Source organism: uncultured Pseudophaeobacter sp., assembly GCA_905479575.1.
Lineage (GTDB): Bacteria > Pseudomonadota > Alphaproteobacteria > Rhodobacterales > Rhodobacteraceae > Pseudophaeobacter.
This window is the reverse complement of record CAJQNB010000011.1, coordinates 1-15459: the sequence shown is the minus strand read 5'-3', so window position 1 is coordinate 15459 and position 15459 is coordinate 1. Positions and strand designations below refer to the sequence as shown.

The window sequence follows — 15459 nt, the reverse complement described above, 5'->3', positions numbered from 1 at the left end:
ACAGGCCACCAAAAAAATCGGGGTCAAACCGGGGTATTGCGCCTGTTCGGTCTGATTGCAGACCAAAAAAAGCCCGGCAAGTGCCGGGCTTTTGCAATATTTGTGCAGCTTGCTGCCAAATCAGGCAGCAGGCATACGCTGCTCAACGATTCCTGCCCACCAGCTGCAGCCCGCAGGGATAGCTTCATCGTTGAAGTTATACTCTGGGTGGTGCACCGAGGCGCTGTCGCCATTGCCCACCAGAATATATGCGCCGGGGCGCTCTTCCAACATGAAGGCAAAGTCCTCGCCGCCCATGACCAACGGTGCCTCTTCGCAGGCGCCCGAGATGTCGGTGGCAACCTTGGCGGCGAACTCTGTCTGTTCGTCGTGGTTGGCCATAACCGGGTAGCCGCGATAATAGTTCACATCAGCAGTGCCGCCAAAGGTGGCCGCGATGCCGGCGCAGATTTCCTTGATCCGCTTTTCCGCCAGATCCCGTGTCTCATTCGCCATGGTACGGACCGTGCCTTTGATTTCGACACGCTGTGGGATCACGTTAAAGGCCTTGGAGGAGGTCTCAAACGAGGTCACTGAGACCACAATCTGTTCCACCGGATCCGAGTTACGCGACGCAATGGTCTGCAGCGCCAAGACCGCCTGCGCCGACATCACCGTGGTATCAATGGTTTCCTGCGGTTTTGCCGCATGGCCGCCGCGCCCTTCAAAGGTGATGGCAAACTGATCCGTGGCGGCAAAAAACGCCCCCGACCGGATTGAGAAAGAGCCAATGGGTTTGCCCGGCCAGTTGTGCATGCCGTAGACTTCTTGGATGCCCCAGCGCTCCATCATGCCGTCTTCACACATCTCCCGGCCACCGCCGCCACCTTCTTCGGCGGGTTGGAAGATCAGCACAACGGTGCCATCAAAATTGCGGGTCTCGGACAGGTATTTGGCAGCCCCCAGCAGCATCGCCGTATGGCCATCATGGCCACAGGCATGCATGGCATTGGGGGTCTTGGAGGCATAGTCCAGGCCAGTGGCCTCGTGGATGGGCAGCGCGTCCATGTCCGCGCGCAAGCCAATGACCTTACCCGCTGTATCGGTTTTACCCTTGATCACACCAACAACACCGGTGCGGCCAATGCCGGTGACAATCTCGTCGCAGCCAAATTCCTTGAGCTTGTCCGCCACCAGCGCAGAGGTGCGGTGGGTTTCAAACAGGATCTCCGGGTTTTCGTGAAGGTCACGACGCCATTCGGTGATTTCATTTTGCAATTCGGCGAAGCGGTTCTTGACCGGCATGGATAGTCTCCTTGGTATTACTGTCCCGGTGACTTAACCGGGGTGTTTTGAATGGTGTTTGACTGGTGTCAGGCCAGATCAGGCCACTGGCATCCGCTGTTCGATCATTTCGGCAAACCAGCTGATCCCCGTCGGAATGGCCTCATCGTTGAAATCATATTCGGGATGATGCAGCCCGGCAGAAGGGCCATTGCCCAGGCGGATCATGGCGCCCGGGCGCTCTTGCAGCATGAAGGAGAAATCCTCTCCGCCCATGGCCAGCGGCACCTCCTCGCAAGAGCCTGCGCCGGAAACTGTTTCCGCCGCCAGGCGGGCAAAATCAGCGGCTGCATCATCATTGATTGTGACCGGTACGCCCAGATGAAACGACAGGTCTGCCGTGCCGCCAAAGGTCTGGGCAATCCCGTCGACGATGGCCTGCAGCCGTTCAGGGATCAGCGCCCGGACCTCAGGCGAATGGGTGCGCACCGTACCCCGGACCTCAGCCCGATCCGGGATCACGTTAAAAGCCTTGGAGGAGGTTTCAGCCGAGGTGACGGACAGAACCCCCTGCAGCACCGGATCGACATTGCGAGACATCACCGTTTGCAGCGCGCAGATGATATGGGACATCATCACCGTGGTATCGACGGTTTCCTGCGGCTTGGCCGCATGACCACCACGGCCCTGCAAGGTCAGCGTGAACTCATCCACCGAAGCAAGGATCGGGCCGGGGCGGATGGCAAACTTGCCCAGTTCCAGCCCAGGTGCATTGTGGATGGCATAGACTTCGTTGATGCCAAAGCGTTCCATCAGGCCATCTTTGCACATGGCTTCGGCGCCATTGCCGCCCTCTTCGGCGGGCTGAAAGATCACCACGGCGGTGCCATCAAAATTGCGGGTCTCAGCCAGGTATTTCGCAGCCCCCAGCAACATCGCCGTATGACCGTCGTGGCCGCAGGCATGCATCGCCCCGTCGATCTTTGAGGCATGCGCCAGCCCGGTCTGTTCCTGCATCGGCAGAGCGTCCATATCGGCGCGCAGCCCGATGGCGCGGCCAACCGTGTCGCTGCGCCCCCGGATCACTGCAACAACGCCGGTGCGGCCAATTCCAGACACCACCTCATCGCAGCCAAAGCTTTTCAGCTTTTCTGCCACCAGCGCAGAGGTGCGGTGGGTCTCGTACAGGATTTCAGGGTTTTCGTGGATGTCGCGGCGCCAACCGGCCACTTCTTCGTGCAGATTTGCAATTCGGTTTTTGACTGGCATCGCGCGTGTCCTTTGGTCTGAATTATGCTGTGGGCATTCGTCGTTCAACAAGTTCGGCGAACCAGCTGCAACCCAGTGGAATCGCTTCGTCGTCAAAGACATAGGCGGGGTGGTGACACATGGCCGTGTCGCCATTGCCGAGGAAAATATAGGCGCCGGGACGCTCTTCCAGCATATAGGAAAAGTCCTCCGACGGCATGATGGGCGCGGTATTCTCATCCACTGCGGCGCCGACGGCACGGGCGGCCTCAATGGCATACCCGGTCTCGGTATCGGTATTGATTGTCACCGGATATCCCGGCGTCCAGATCACCTCGGCGGTGGCGCCAAAGGCCTCAGCGGTGCTGGTGGCAACCCGGCGGACCCAGTCTTCGGCCTCGGCGCGGTATTCAGTGTCCAGTGTTCGCACCGTGCCTTGCAGTTTTGCCGTATGGGCAATCACATTGGAGGCCGTGCTATCGGTTTCAAAGGTCCCAACCGTAAGTACCACACGTTTTACCGGATCAACATTGCGCGACACGATGGAATGCAGCGAGACCACAATCTGCGAGGCCACAAGAGTGGTGTCGATGGCATCATGGGGGGCCGCCGCATGGCCGCCCTTGCCGGTCACCTTGATCTCGAATTCATCTGACGAGGCCAACAAGGCACCGGGGCGAATGGCAAATTCCCCGACGGGCTGGCCTGGCATGTTGTGCAAGCCGTATACCTCCTGGATGCCCCAGCGTTCCATCAGGCCATCTTCGCACATGGCCTTGGCCCCCGCGCCGCCCTCTTCGGCGGGTTGGAAGATCAGCACCACTTTGCCGTCAAAATTGCGGGTCTCAGAGAGGTATTTCGCCGCCCCCAGCAGGATTGCTGTGTGACCATCGTGACCACAGGCATGCATCAGTCCGGGCGTTTTAGACGCGTAGTCGACGCCAGAGGCCTCATGGATGGGCAGCGCGTCCATATCGGCGCGCAGCCCGATCACCCGACCCAAGGTATTGGTCTTGCCTTCGATCACCGCCACAACGCCGGTCCTGCCAATGCCAGGTGTTACATCCGTCACCCCAAAGCTCTGCAGCTGTTCTTGAACAAAGGCTGCGGTTTTATGCACCTCATAGAGCAGTTCAGGATTTTCATGCAGATGATGCCGCCAGGCGGTGATTTCTCGCTGCATTTCGGCAAAACGGTTTTTGATGGGCAAAAGCGCAACTCCTCTCAATTGAGATGATTGGTAAGGCAATAAAAAAGCCTTGTCTACGTTTCTTGCAAATCCGGCCCGTGGGCGGTCAAAAAGGCGACGAGGTTCTCCTGCAGCACAGAAATATCCGAAGGACCTAACCCGCCGGTCACTTCGCTGCGTATCTCTGCCAGACGTGTTCTGACGTCGATGATGAAACCCAGTCCAGCATCCGTCAGCGTCAGGCGAACGGTACGCCGATCGTCGTCGCAGCGTTCGCGCAACACCAGCCCCTGGTCTTCCAGCTTGTCCACATACCGGCCAAGGGTGGCGTCATTGATGGCCAGAATCGCCCCATAGACGCTTTGCACCAGCCCAGGCTTGCGGTGGATCATCCCCAGCACGCTGAGATGCCCGGCGGACAAAGCCGCTTCTTTGCCTATGGCTTCAACATGCTGCGCGATCATCCGGCCTGCAATTTGCACCAGGACGGCAAAATCTATGTCCTCGTAGATCCCTTTGGGCAGGTTACTCTCTACTTCTGACATAATCACCTTTCACAGGGCGCAACAGGACAACACTGACAAAACACTCTAGCGAGGCGCCTCCAGACGCATAACAAGCTGTTTCATAAAACCATGGCCCGCATTGAACTGCGCCACGGTGATAAACTCATTGGGCTGATGCGCCTGGGCAATATCCCCCGGACCACAGATCACCGCCGAATAGCCCGCCGCCTGGAACTGGCCGGCCTCAGTGCCGTAGCTAACCACATGGGTGCCATTGTCGCCGGTCAGGCTGCGCACCAGCGCCTCGGCCTCCCCGGCCTCTTCGGGTACCAGGGCGGGGACGTCAAAGCCCTTGCTGATATCAATGCGCGCTTCCGGGTGGATCGCCTGCATGTCCGCTTCGACCTTTTGCACCTCAGTGCGGTAGGCCGCTTCCCAATCGCTGGCCTGCTCGCCGGGAACAACCCGGAAATCCATCATAAAAGTGCAGTCTTTGGCGGTGATATTATGGGCGGTGCCGCCGGAGATCATGCCCACATGACAGGTGGTGAAGGGCGGGTTGAACAGGGACTGCATCGCGCCTGGCTCTTTGGCCATGTTTTCCGCATTGCGATGGTTGGCCCAGTCGATCAGCCGCGCTCCCTGCATGATGGCGCTGACGCCTGTGTGCAGCAGCGAGCTGTGCACCTCAAAGCCGATCATATGGGTGCGAAAACCTGTGCCGCCCTTATGGCCGGTCACCGCCTGCATCATCGATGGCTCACCAACGATAACGGCAGCCCCCTTGGGCAACAGCGGCTGCATGGCCTCAATCATCGGCGGCGCCCCGGTGCAGCCGATTTCTTCGTCAAAGCTGAGCGCCAGCTGCAAAGGCCGCTTTACGCCGCGATGGTGTGCCTCAACCAAGGCCCAGATCGCCAGGGCATCAAACCCCTTCATGTCACAGGTGCCCCGGCCAAAATACTTGCCGTCACGCTCTACCACGGTGAAGGGGTCGCTGTCCCAGGGTTGGCCATCAACCGGCACCACATCGGTGTGCCCCGACAGGACAACCGCGCCTTCGATCTCTGGGCCGACATGGGCAAAAACAGCTGCCTTATGGGGCTGATCCGGGTCCACCCAGCGGTGCGAGACGATGCCCTGCTCGGTCAGGTACTGCTGTACCCAATCGACCAAAGGCAGATTGCTGTCGCGGCTCACCGTTGGGAAAGCCACCAGTTTTTGCATGATCTCTAGCGGCGTCAAAACTGCAGTCATCAAATTAATACCCACTGTCGGTGGTTAGCACAAAGTGACCTGGCTCCACCTCCAGATACTGTGAGGGCTCCGGCTGGTAATCGAGACCATGAATGGGCGATGGAATGGGTTTGAAGTTCAGGTCTTTTTCGCTTTTGCGGCGATGGGGATCAGCAATTGGAACCGCCTTCATCAGCGCCTGCGTATAGGCATGCTGGGGGTTCTCAAAGACGCGGGCACGCGGGCCAAGTTCAACGATACGCCCCAGATACATCACCCCGACCTGATGGCTGACGCGTTCGACCACCGCCATGTCATGGCTGATAAACAGAAAGGACAGACCCAGATCTGCCTGCAATTCCATCATCAAGTTCAAAACTTGGGCTTGTACAGAAACATCCAGCGCCGAGACAGCCTCATCTGCCACAATCAGTTTCGGGTTCAAGGCAAGGGCGCGGGCAATTGCGATCCGCTGGCGCTGACCGCCGGACATCTCGTGCGGGTAGCGGCGCATAAAGCTGCGCGGCAGCTGCACCCGGTCAAACAGATTGGCCACACGGTCCTGCAGCTCAGAGCCCGAGGCCAGGCCATAGTTGCGCAGCGGTTCTGCCACCTGATCCAAAAGCTGCATCTGTGGATTGAGCGAGGCAAAGGGATCCTGGAAGATCATCTGCATGTCCAGGCGGGCCTTGTGCAGGTCTCTTTGGTTCAACCCAAGAATATCACGGCCCTCGAATTCAACCTTGCCCGACAGCGGTTCAACCAGACGCAAAAGCGACCGCCCTGCGGTGGATTTGCCGCAGCCAGATTCACCAACCAGCGACAGGGTTTGCCCCTTGAAAACCTTAAAGGACACATCCTCGACCGCGTGCACATTGGCCACCGTCCGGCGCAGCAATCCGCCTTTGACCGGGAAGCGCGTGGTGAGATTTTCAACCTGCAACAGCACCTCGTCAGTGCCTTTGATTGGCTCAATCCTTTGGCCTTCGACCCCCATCAGCTTCATCGGCTCGGGGTAGGCCTTGCCCTGCATTTCCCCCAGTTTGGGCACCGCCGCCAGCAACGCCTTGGTGTAGTCATGCTGGGGGTTTTCAAAGATCTCTTCGACCGTGCCCTCTTCGACCTTGTTGCCGCGGAACATCACCACAACCCGGTCCGCCATCTGCGCCACAACGGCCATGTCGTGGGTGATGAACATCACCGCCGTGCCGGTTTCGCGCTTTAGCCGGTCCATCAGGGCCAGAATTTCCGCCTGAATGGTCACATCCAGCGCGGTTGTGGGTTCATCGGCGATCAGCAGGCGAGGCTCGCAGGCCATGGCCATGGCGATAACAACCCGCTGACGCATGCCACCGGACAGCTCGTGAGGGTATTGTGTCAACCGGCGTTCGGGCTCGGGAATACGCACTTCGCGCAGCAGTTCCAGCGCCCGCGCCTCGGCCTGGGCCTTGTTCATATCCTTGTGCACCCGCAGACCTTCGGTCAGCTGGCGGCCAACAGTGAAGACCGGGTTCAGGGCGGTCATCGGCTCCTGAAAGATCATGCCGATCTCGTTGCCGCGAATGTCCTTCATCATATCGCCCGGCGCCTTGGCCAGATCCATGACACCGCCCTCGCGGCGATCAAACATCAGCTCACCCGCGGAGATTTCACCGCCGCCAAATTCAACGAGGCGCATCAGCGACAGCGAGGAAACGGATTTGCCAGAACCCGACTCGCCGACGACGCAGACGGTTTCTCCGGGGTTTACATCAAAGGAGACGTTCTCGACGCCAACAACCGGGCCATCTTTGGTCTGAAACTCGACGCGAAGGCCTTTAATTTGTGCAATAGGTTGATCGAGCACCCCGTCGCCCCCTGTTTTGTGAATAATAATGCCCTGCTTGCGTGCCGAGCTTGTGCAAGATGTATGACAATCTTGACGGGGGGCGTCAAATCCAGCCTGCAAAATTCCACAATGCCGAGGTTGGTCAGGAAAAATCCCCCGGTGAGGCTTGCTTTTTTTGGAAACTCTGCTTCGATACTGCCAGTATCTGCCCAGTATGGTGGTGCGTATAGCGACAATTGGGATCGAAAAATTTCGATCTTTCAAAACCTTGCACGCCATCATAGGCAGAGCGACATCGAACCCGCAGTTTTGCGGCAACAAGCCGGGCCAAGTTGTCCGGCACAAAAAGACACGTAATGTGTTCGACAAGGAGAGTGTAATGAAACTCAAAACCCTTTTGATGGGTGCCATCGCCACGGCTGCCATCGCTCCGGCAGCTTTTGCCGAGCGCGGCTCTGACGGCCAGGTCAACATCATCTACTGGCAAGCGCCATCGATCATGAATCCCTTCCTATCCGGTGGGACCAAGGACGTTGAAGCCGCATCGCTGGTGATTGAGCCCCTGGTCCGCTACAATCAGGATGGCGTCATGGTGCCTTACCTGGCCGCCGAAATCCCAACCGTAGAAAACGGTGGCGTCAGCGAAGACCTGACCACCATCACTTGGAAGATCGCACCCGGCCTCAAATGGTCCGATGGCAGCGCCTTCACCTCTGCGGATGTGAAATTCACCGCTGACTACTGCATGGACCCCGAAGGCGGCTGTGCCCAGGTTACCAAATTCGAAGGTGTGACCTCGGTTGAAGCCCTTGATGATCTGACCGTCAAGGTCACATTTGCCAAGCCAACCCCCTTCCCCTATGGCCCCTTTGTTGGCGGTGAAAGCCCCATCATCCAGGCGGCTCAGTTTGCGGATTGTATGGGTGCCAAGGCACCGGAATGCACCGAGGCCAACTTTGCCCCCATCGGCACCGGTCCTTTTGTTGTTGATGAATTCAAACCCAACGACGTGATAACCCTGTCGGCCAACCCGAACTATCGTGACCCGGCCAAGCCTGCCTTTGCCAAGGTCCTGTTCAAAGGTGGCGGCGACGCAACGGCCGCTGGCCGCGCCGTCATGGAAACCGGCGAGTTTGACTACGCCTGGAACCTGCAGCTGGCCCCTGAAGTCATCGCCCAGATGGAATCCGCCGGCAAAGGCAAGCCTGTCGCAGGCTTTGGCCCGCTGGTTGAGCGCATCATGCTGAACAACACCAACCCTGATCCGGCGCTTGGCCCGGATGAGCGTTCGGTGATCCGCCCGCACCCTTTCTTGGGTGATCCTGCGGTTTACAAAGCAATGTCGCTGGCGATTGACCGTCCTTTGCTGGTCGAAATCGGCTATGGCAAAGCGGGTAAAGTCACCTGTAACTGGGTTCCGGCACCTGCCGCTGTGAACTCTGACACCTTCACCTGCGACAAGCAGGACATCGCTGCGGCAAACGCGATGCTGGAAGAAGCGGGCTACAAAGACACCAATGGTGACGGCGTACGTGAAACCCCCGATGGGATCCCAATGAAGATCCTGTACCAGACCTCGACCAACGCCGTGCGTCAGGATTTCCAGGCACTGATCAAACAGTGGTGGAGCGAAATTGGTATCGAATCCGAGCTGCGTAACCTTAGCGGTTCCGTGTTCTTTGGTGGTGATCCCGGTTCGCCTGACACCTTCCAGAAGTTCTATGCTGACGTTGAAATGTATGCCAATACCTTCAACGGCACCGACCCTCAGTCCTACCTGGCCAACGGTCTGTGCGACAAAGCGCCTTCGCCTGCGACCCAGTGGCAGGGTGAGAACATCTCGCGCTTCTGCAACGAAGAGTTCGACAAGCTGCATGCGGAGCTGACAACCACAGCCGGTGCCGAAGCTCGTGCGGAAATCTCCAAGCGTCTCAACGACATCATCGTTGGAAACGGCGGCATGATCCCTCTGGTTCACCGTGGCCGTCTCTCGGCGCACGCCAACTCGCTTGGTGGTGTTGTGCTGAACGTCTGGGACAGCGAAATCTGGAACGCTGCTGACTGGTACCGTATCAAATAAACGGTTCTGACCAAACGAGGCCCCGGTGTTTCACCGGGGCCTCTTGCCATTCGCGCCGCGTTCCGGTTTATCGCCGGACACATTGGCCACAGGCGGCAGCCACCGCGGCCCTGACGCCCTGTCCAGCTCAACAATAACACATTGCAAAAGGCGCACGTTCCATGCTGACCTTTACAATCAGGCGATTGATCCTGTCGGTTCCGACATTGCTCTTCATCAGCCTGGTGATCTTCCTCCTTCTTGAACTCGCACCCGGCGATCCAATGGCGCAGGTGCCCCTGACGGTCCCCCCCGAAGTCAAAGAAAAAATGCGCGAGGCCCTTGGCCTTGGCCAACCCGCCCCCATCCGCTTCTGGAAATGGCTGGTGCAGTTCTTCTGGATTGAACCTCAAGTCCTGATCGACCACTATTTTGGCACCACCTTCTCGCAGGGTGACCTGCGCGTCATCTCTTGGCAGACCCGTTCGCCGGTGATGGATATCGTCATCCAGCGGATGCCGCAGACCCTGTGGGTTGTGGGCACCGCCTATGTGGTTGCCATTTTCATCGCCCTGCCCATCGGCATCTACTCCGCCTATCGTCAGTACAGCTGGTTTGATCAGCTCGGCACTTTTGTGTCGATGGTCGGTTTTTCGGTGCCGCCGTTTTTCTCGGGCGTTTTGGTCATCGTGATCTTCTCGGTGCAGCTGGGCTGGTTCCCGTCGATCTACGACACCACCCATGTGGTCGACAGCTGGGACAGCTTTGTCCACCAGTTGCGACAGATGATCATGCCGGTCATGGTGCTGGCGCTGCAGATCACCGCCCAGCTCAGCCGCTTTATGCGCGCCTCGATGCTGGATAACCTGAACCAGGACTATGTGCGCACGGCCCGTGCCAAAGGGCTCAGCGAATATGTCGTGGTGATGGTGCATGTTCTGCGCAACTCGATGATCCCGGTGGTCACGGTGATTGCCCTTGGCATTCCCGCGATCTTTGGCGGCGCAATCATCACCGAGCAGGTGTTCAAGGTAAATGGCATCGGCCAGCTGCTGATTGGCGCTATTCAGGCCAATGATCTGCCCATGGTACAGACTCTCACCTTTATCTTTGCCATTCTCATCGTGATGTTCAATCTGATCGCCGATGTTCTCTATGGCATTCTAGACCCGAGGATCCGCTATGACTGAGCTTAGCAATCCCATCCCCAGCAAACCACCGCGCAGCCAGTGGCTGGATGTCTGGGACCAGTTCAAAACCCACCGTGGTGCACTGCTAGGCGGCATCCTGTTCTTTCTTATCGTGGCTTCGGTCTATCTGGGTCCTTTCCTCTGGGATATTGATGCAACCCATATCGACATCCGTTCCCGGAATCAGGGACCCAGCTTGGCACACCCCTTTGGTACAGATCAGCTGGGCCGAGACATGATGGCCCGAATGATGGCTGGGGGCTCCACCTCGGTCTCGGTTGGGCTTACGGCGATGGCGCTGGCGCTGGTTCTTGGCTCCTTCATTGGCGTTGTGGCCGGGTTCTTTAAACGGCTTGATGGGCCGTTGATGCGTCTCACGGATCTGTTCCTGGCCCTGCCGTTGCTGCCGCTGCTGCTGGTGATGATGCTGCTGTTTCGCGAACCGCTGAACGCGGCCTTTGGGCCTGAACAGGGGATCTTCATCCTCATCGTTTGTGCCATTGGGGTGACCTCCTGGATGCCCACCGCGCGCATCGTGCGCGGCGATGTCCTGGCCATCAAGGAACGTGAGTTTGTTCTTGCGGCCCGCTCCATCGGCACCTCGAACAGCCAGCTGATCACCCGGCATATCCTGCCAAACGTGCTGTCGCCGATCATGGTGTCAGCAACACTGGGGATTGCCACCGCGATCATCACCGAAAGCTCGCTGTCTTTCCTCGGCCTGGGCTTCCCACCGGATTTCCCAACCTGGGGGCGGCTGTTGTTTGATGCCACCGACTATCTGCAGCAGCATCCCGAGCGGGTGTTCTGGCCTGGTATCGCGATTTCTTTGACCGTGCTGAGCGTGAACTACCTTGGTGACGGGCTGCGCGACGCATTGGATCCACGGATTCGCGGCCGCTAACCCCTCAGAGCGGTGCGGGCAGCCGTGCCGCTGCAACTCACTGAGACATATTCAAATAAGAACATAGATTTTGGCCGTCCCCGAGGGGGCGGCCAAATTGTTTCGCCCTGCCCCAGCGAGCGCAGGAGAAAAGTCCACCCCTCCCAGCTAAAGCAGAACAATATTGCCGCCACCCCCTGTCGGAAGTGGGGCATACCCCTTGCTTGCGCGGGAATTTGGCCTCATTTCGGGAAATAATTCCAATTCGCTGCTAAACGGGAGTCTGCGATGTTTGAGACATTGGGTTTTGAAGAGACCACCCCACGACTGGCCTCGCTGTATTTTGCCCTCGCCCTTGGGCTGGGCTTTGGGGTGCTGGCGCAGCTCACCCGGTTTTGCTTTCGCCGTGCCCTGATTGGCGAGGACCGCCGCCAAGCAGCCGGTATCTGGGCCCTGGCTCTGGCCGTATCAGTGCTGGGCACTCAGGCCGCCGTGACCCAAGGCTGGATCAGTTTTGACGGCCACCGCCTGCTGGCCTCAGAGCTGCCGCTGCTGGCCATTGCCGTTGGCGGCGTGATGTTTGGCAGCGGCATGGTGCTGACACGGGGCTGCATTTCGCGCCTCACCGTGCTCAGCGGCACCGGTAACCTGCGGGCGCTGCTCTGCATCGGGATCTTTGCCCTGGTCGCCCATGCCACGCTTAAAGGGGTGCTGGCCCCCCTGCGCAGTCTTCTGGGCGGCTACACTGTCCAGCTGGGAGACTATGCAACCCTGGCCGCCCTGCCGGGCGGTGCCCCCCTATGGAGCGCCGTCATTGTCCTGCCTGCCTTTTGGCTGGCCCTGCGGTCGCAAAATTCCGCACTGGCGCTGCTGGGCGGCGCCATGATCGGGGCGCTGGTGCCACTGGCCTGGGTCACCACTGGATTTGTGTTGTTTGACGAATTTGACCCCATCGCCATGGAGAGCCTGTCCTTTACCGCGCCAATGTCTGAGGGGCTGTTTTATGTCATTGCCTCCAGCGCCCTGCCTGCGGGCTTTGGCCCTGGGCTGATCGGCGGCGTTTTGGTCGGCGCCCTGCTTACCGCCCTGCTGCGCGGGGACTTCCGGTGGCAGAGCTTTGACAGCCCCCGCCAGACCGGCCGCTACATGCTGGGTGCCAGCCTGATGGGCTTTGGCGGGGTGCTGGCCGGGGGCTGCACCCTGGGGGCGGGCCTTGCCGGGATTTCCACCCTGGGTGTTGCGGCACCGCTGGCGCTGGCCTTTATCGCCCTCGGCGGCATTGTGGCCCACCGGCTGCTGCGGGACGGGTCTAGTGCAGCTGCTTCTTTATCCGCTGGATCGCCAGCCACACCAGCCCCACAACCGGCAGAGTGATCAGTGCGGTCAACATCCCCTTGCTGTGGCCCAGAGCCTGCGCAAGGGGATACATCAGGTAAGACACCAGTGAAACGGCGTAGTAACCAATAGCCACCACCGAGAGTCCCTCTACGGTGTGTTGCAGCCGCAGCGCCTGATCTGCCCGCCGGTCCATACTGGCCAAAAGCGCTTGGTTCTGCGCACTCCGTTCCACATCAACCCGCGTCCTGAGCAGCTCGCCGCCGCGCCGCGCCCGATCTGCTAGGGTACCAATGCGTTTTTCCGTGGACTTCACCGTGCGCATGGCGGGTTCATATCGGCGCAGCATGAATTCGGAAAACATCTGAAAACCGCCATAGCGCATCTCGCGCAGCAGACTGATACGCTGATTGACCAGCGCCTCATAGGCGCCAGTCGCGCCAAATCGAAAGGCCGAACGCGCCGCCATGGCCTCCAGTTCCGCCGAAACCGTCAATAACTGCGTCAGGGTCTGTTCAGCGGGCGCTGTGTCAGAGGTCATCTCCGCCATCATTTTGCTAAGATGGGTGTCCAGCTCGCTGATATCGCGGCTGAGGCCCCGCGCCCGGGAAAACCCCAGCATCGACATGGCCCGGTAGGTCTCAATCTCGCAGATCCGCTGGACCAGTCGCCCGATGCGCTGCGACCCGGTTGTGGCATTGGCAAACAGTGCAAACCGCATATGCCCTGCCGGATCAATGCGGAAATCTCCGGCAACCACAGCGCTGTTATCCAGCACCTCGGCCACCGCCAGGCTTTCGGGAACAAACCAGTCCTTCAATGCGGTCTTGATCCGCTTGTCCTCTGGCCGCGGCAGGACCCGGATCATCAGCGAGGTGACCCGGTGACCCGGGGCTTCCTCCAGCCAGTCCGAGGGGAACACATCAAAATCCGCCGGATCAAAGGCGCGCTTGCTGATGCCATCGTCATAAAGCGTGTAGCTGACGAATTCGGTGTGTTGCTCCCATTTCAGGGTATGGCGCCCCAGTTGCGCCGAGTGATGCGTCGCGCCGGGTTGCGGATGTGGCGCGCCATGGCGATCCAGCAAATCGGTGAGATGTTGCAAATCCAGCCCGCGATCCCGGCGCACCGCCTCGCTGGGCTGCTTCACCGCCAGATAGACCACCGTGCTGGGGCTTTTCATCGCTGGAAAAGGCCTGGCGTGCAGCTCATTCGCCGAAGAATAGCGCAAAGGATGGTCTGGGATCGGGGGCATGGCGCAGAGGTCTCCAAAAAGGTGAAGCCACCATAGCGATTCAGAGATTATCTGTACAGAAGTCTTTTATTTCAATATGTTACTAGGGTACTACGGTATACAAAGCCATTGGGGCCCATCGAAAATTCAGGAGAACCCAACAAAATTTCCGCCTACCGCCGATGGCCCCATCCGGGGGAGTTGCGGCCAAATGAATTCAAAAAAGAAAAGGCGCGCCGGATCTCTCTGGCGCGCCTTTGGTCTGAGTTATGACCGGTCTGTTACTGGATCATTGTCAGCAACTGATCCAGCGAGGCCTTGGCATCGCCATAGAACATCCGGGTATTGTCCTTGAAGAACAGCGGGTTCTCGATGCCGGAGTAGCCCGTGCCCTGGCCGCGCTTGGAAACGAAGACCTGCTTGGCCTTCCACACTTCCAGCACCGGCATCCCGGCGATCGGCGAGTTGGGGTCTTCCTGGGCCGACGGGTTCACGATGTCGTTCGAGCCGATCACGATGACCACGTCGGTGTCCGGGAAGTCGTCGTTGATCTCGTCCATCTCGAGCACGATGTCGTAGGGCACCTTGGCCTCGGCCAGCAGCACGTTCATGTGCCCGGGCAGACGCCCCGCCACCGGGTGGATGCCGAAGCGCACTTCCTTGCCCTTGGCGCGCAGCTTGGCGGTGAGCGCCGCCACCGACTGCTGCGCCTGCGCCACCGCCATGCCGTAGCCCGGCACGATGATGATGCTGTCGGCCTCGTTGAGCGCCGTGGCCACGCCGTCGGCGTCGATGGCGATCTGTTCGCCCTCGATGGCCAGGGCCTCGCCCTGCGGGCCGCCGAAGCCGCCGAGGATGACGGAGATGAACGACAGGTTCATCGCCACGCACATGATGTAGCTCAGGATCGCACCCGACGAACCCACCAGCGCGCCGGTCACGATCAGCAGGTCATTGCCCAGCGAGAAGCCGATCGCCGCCGCGGCCCAGCCCGAGTACGAGTTGAGCATCGAGACCACGACGGGCATGTCCGCGCCGCCGATCCCCATGATGAGGTGATAGCCGATGAAGAAGGCGAGCAGCGTCATCAGCACCAGCGCCCAGAGCCCCGCCCCGTTGAGGAACAGGATCATCAGCAGCAGCGAGCCCGCCGCCGCGCCGGCGTTGAGCACATGCCCGCCCGGCAGCTTCGAGGCGGACGACGACACCTTGCCCGCGAGCTTGCCGAAGGCGACGACCGAGCCGGTTAAGGTCACCGCCCCGATGAACACGCCGAGGAACAGCTCACCGCGCAGGATGGTCAACTCGACAGGCGTCTTGTGTGCGACAACGGCAGCGAAGCCCTTGAGCGCCTCGCGGGCCGTGTCGTCCATGCCGGCGACGCGGACCATCTCGAAGAAGGTGTTGAAGCCGACGAACACCGCGGCCAGACCGACCAGCGAATGCATCGCGGCGACAAGCTGCGGCATCTCGGTCATCTGCACCTTG

The 15459-nt window shown here is 59.5% G+C and carries 12 protein-coding genes; 4 read left to right on the top strand and 8 right to left on the bottom strand.

Features of this window, described 5'->3' with window-relative positions:
- Window positions 1-120 precede the first annotated feature (120 nt).
- The 6 genes from QZ268_RS04285 to QZ268_RS04260 form a co-directional block, all read right to left on the bottom strand.
- Complete coding sequence (locus QZ268_RS04285) at window positions 121-1284, bottom strand: M20 aminoacylase family protein (RefSeq protein WP_295448554.1); 1164 nt, start codon at window positions 1282-1284, stop codon at window positions 121-123.
- A gap of 78 nt (window positions 1285-1362) precedes the next feature.
- Window positions 1363-2532 carry a M20 aminoacylase family protein gene (locus QZ268_RS04280; protein ID WP_295448552.1) on the bottom strand — a complete coding sequence of 390 codons (1170 nt, stop codon included), beginning with the start codon at window positions 2530-2532 and terminating at the stop codon, window positions 1363-1365.
- A gap of 22 nt (window positions 2533-2554) precedes the next feature.
- Window positions 2555-3721 (bottom strand): M20 aminoacylase family protein, encoded by a 1167-nt coding sequence (locus tag QZ268_RS04275; RefSeq protein WP_295448549.1) that lies wholly within the window; start codon window positions 3719-3721, stop codon window positions 2555-2557.
- A 53-nt stretch (window positions 3722-3774) separates the two neighbouring features.
- Window positions 3775-4245, bottom strand: coding sequence for a MarR family transcriptional regulator (locus tag QZ268_RS04270; protein ID WP_295448546.1), 471 nt, complete (start codon window positions 4243-4245; stop codon window positions 3775-3777).
- A gap of 45 nt (window positions 4246-4290) precedes the next feature.
- Window positions 4291-5463 (bottom strand): acetylornithine deacetylase, encoded by a 1173-nt coding sequence (gene argE, locus QZ268_RS04265; protein WP_295448541.1) that lies wholly within the window; start codon window positions 5461-5463, stop codon window positions 4291-4293.
- 4 nt (window positions 5464-5467) lie between these two features.
- Window positions 5468-7288 (bottom strand): ABC transporter ATP-binding protein, encoded by a 1821-nt coding sequence (locus QZ268_RS04260; RefSeq protein WP_295448538.1) that lies wholly within the window; start codon window positions 7286-7288, stop codon window positions 5468-5470.
- A 361-nt stretch (window positions 7289-7649) separates the two neighbouring features.
- Between QZ268_RS04260 and QZ268_RS04255 the strand changes: the two genes are divergently transcribed.
- The 4 genes from QZ268_RS04255 (at window position 7650) to QZ268_RS04240 (ending at window position 12776) form a co-directional block, all read left to right on the top strand.
- A complete protein-coding gene (locus tag QZ268_RS04255) occupies window positions 7650-9350 on the top strand; it encodes a peptide ABC transporter substrate-binding protein (protein ID WP_295448534.1) in 1701 nt (566 codons plus the stop codon).
- 161 nt (window positions 9351-9511) lie between these two features.
- The gene (locus QZ268_RS04250; protein WP_295448531.1) at window positions 9512-10519 is read left to right on the top strand and encodes an ABC transporter permease; all 1008 of its coding nucleotides are present in this window, start codon (window positions 9512-9514) and stop codon (window positions 10517-10519) included.
- A complete protein-coding gene (locus tag QZ268_RS04245; RefSeq protein ID WP_295448528.1) occupies window positions 10512-11423 on the top strand; it encodes an ABC transporter permease in 912 nt (303 codons plus the stop codon). The genes QZ268_RS04250 and QZ268_RS04245 overlap by 8 nt, the downstream gene beginning before the upstream one ends.
- 267 nt (window positions 11424-11690) lie before the next feature.
- Window positions 11691-12776: a YeeE/YedE family protein gene (locus QZ268_RS04240; RefSeq protein WP_295448525.1), complete on the top strand. Its 1086-nt coding sequence runs from the start codon at window positions 11691-11693 to the stop codon at window positions 12774-12776.
- Here QZ268_RS04240 and QZ268_RS04235 read toward each other — a convergent pair.
- Both QZ268_RS04235 and QZ268_RS04230 read right to left on the bottom strand, forming a co-directional pair.
- Window positions 12712-13992 carry a DUF3422 domain-containing protein gene (locus QZ268_RS04235; protein WP_295448522.1) on the bottom strand — a complete coding sequence of 427 codons (1281 nt, stop codon included), beginning with the start codon at window positions 13990-13992 and terminating at the stop codon, window positions 12712-12714. The two genes, QZ268_RS04240 and QZ268_RS04235, sit on opposite strands and share 65 nt — an antisense overlap.
- Window positions 13993-14252: 260 nt before the next feature.
- Window positions 14253-15459 (bottom strand): NAD(P)(+) transhydrogenase (Re/Si-specific) subunit beta (locus QZ268_RS04230; protein WP_295448519.1); only part of this gene is annotated, 1207 nt, incomplete at its 5' end.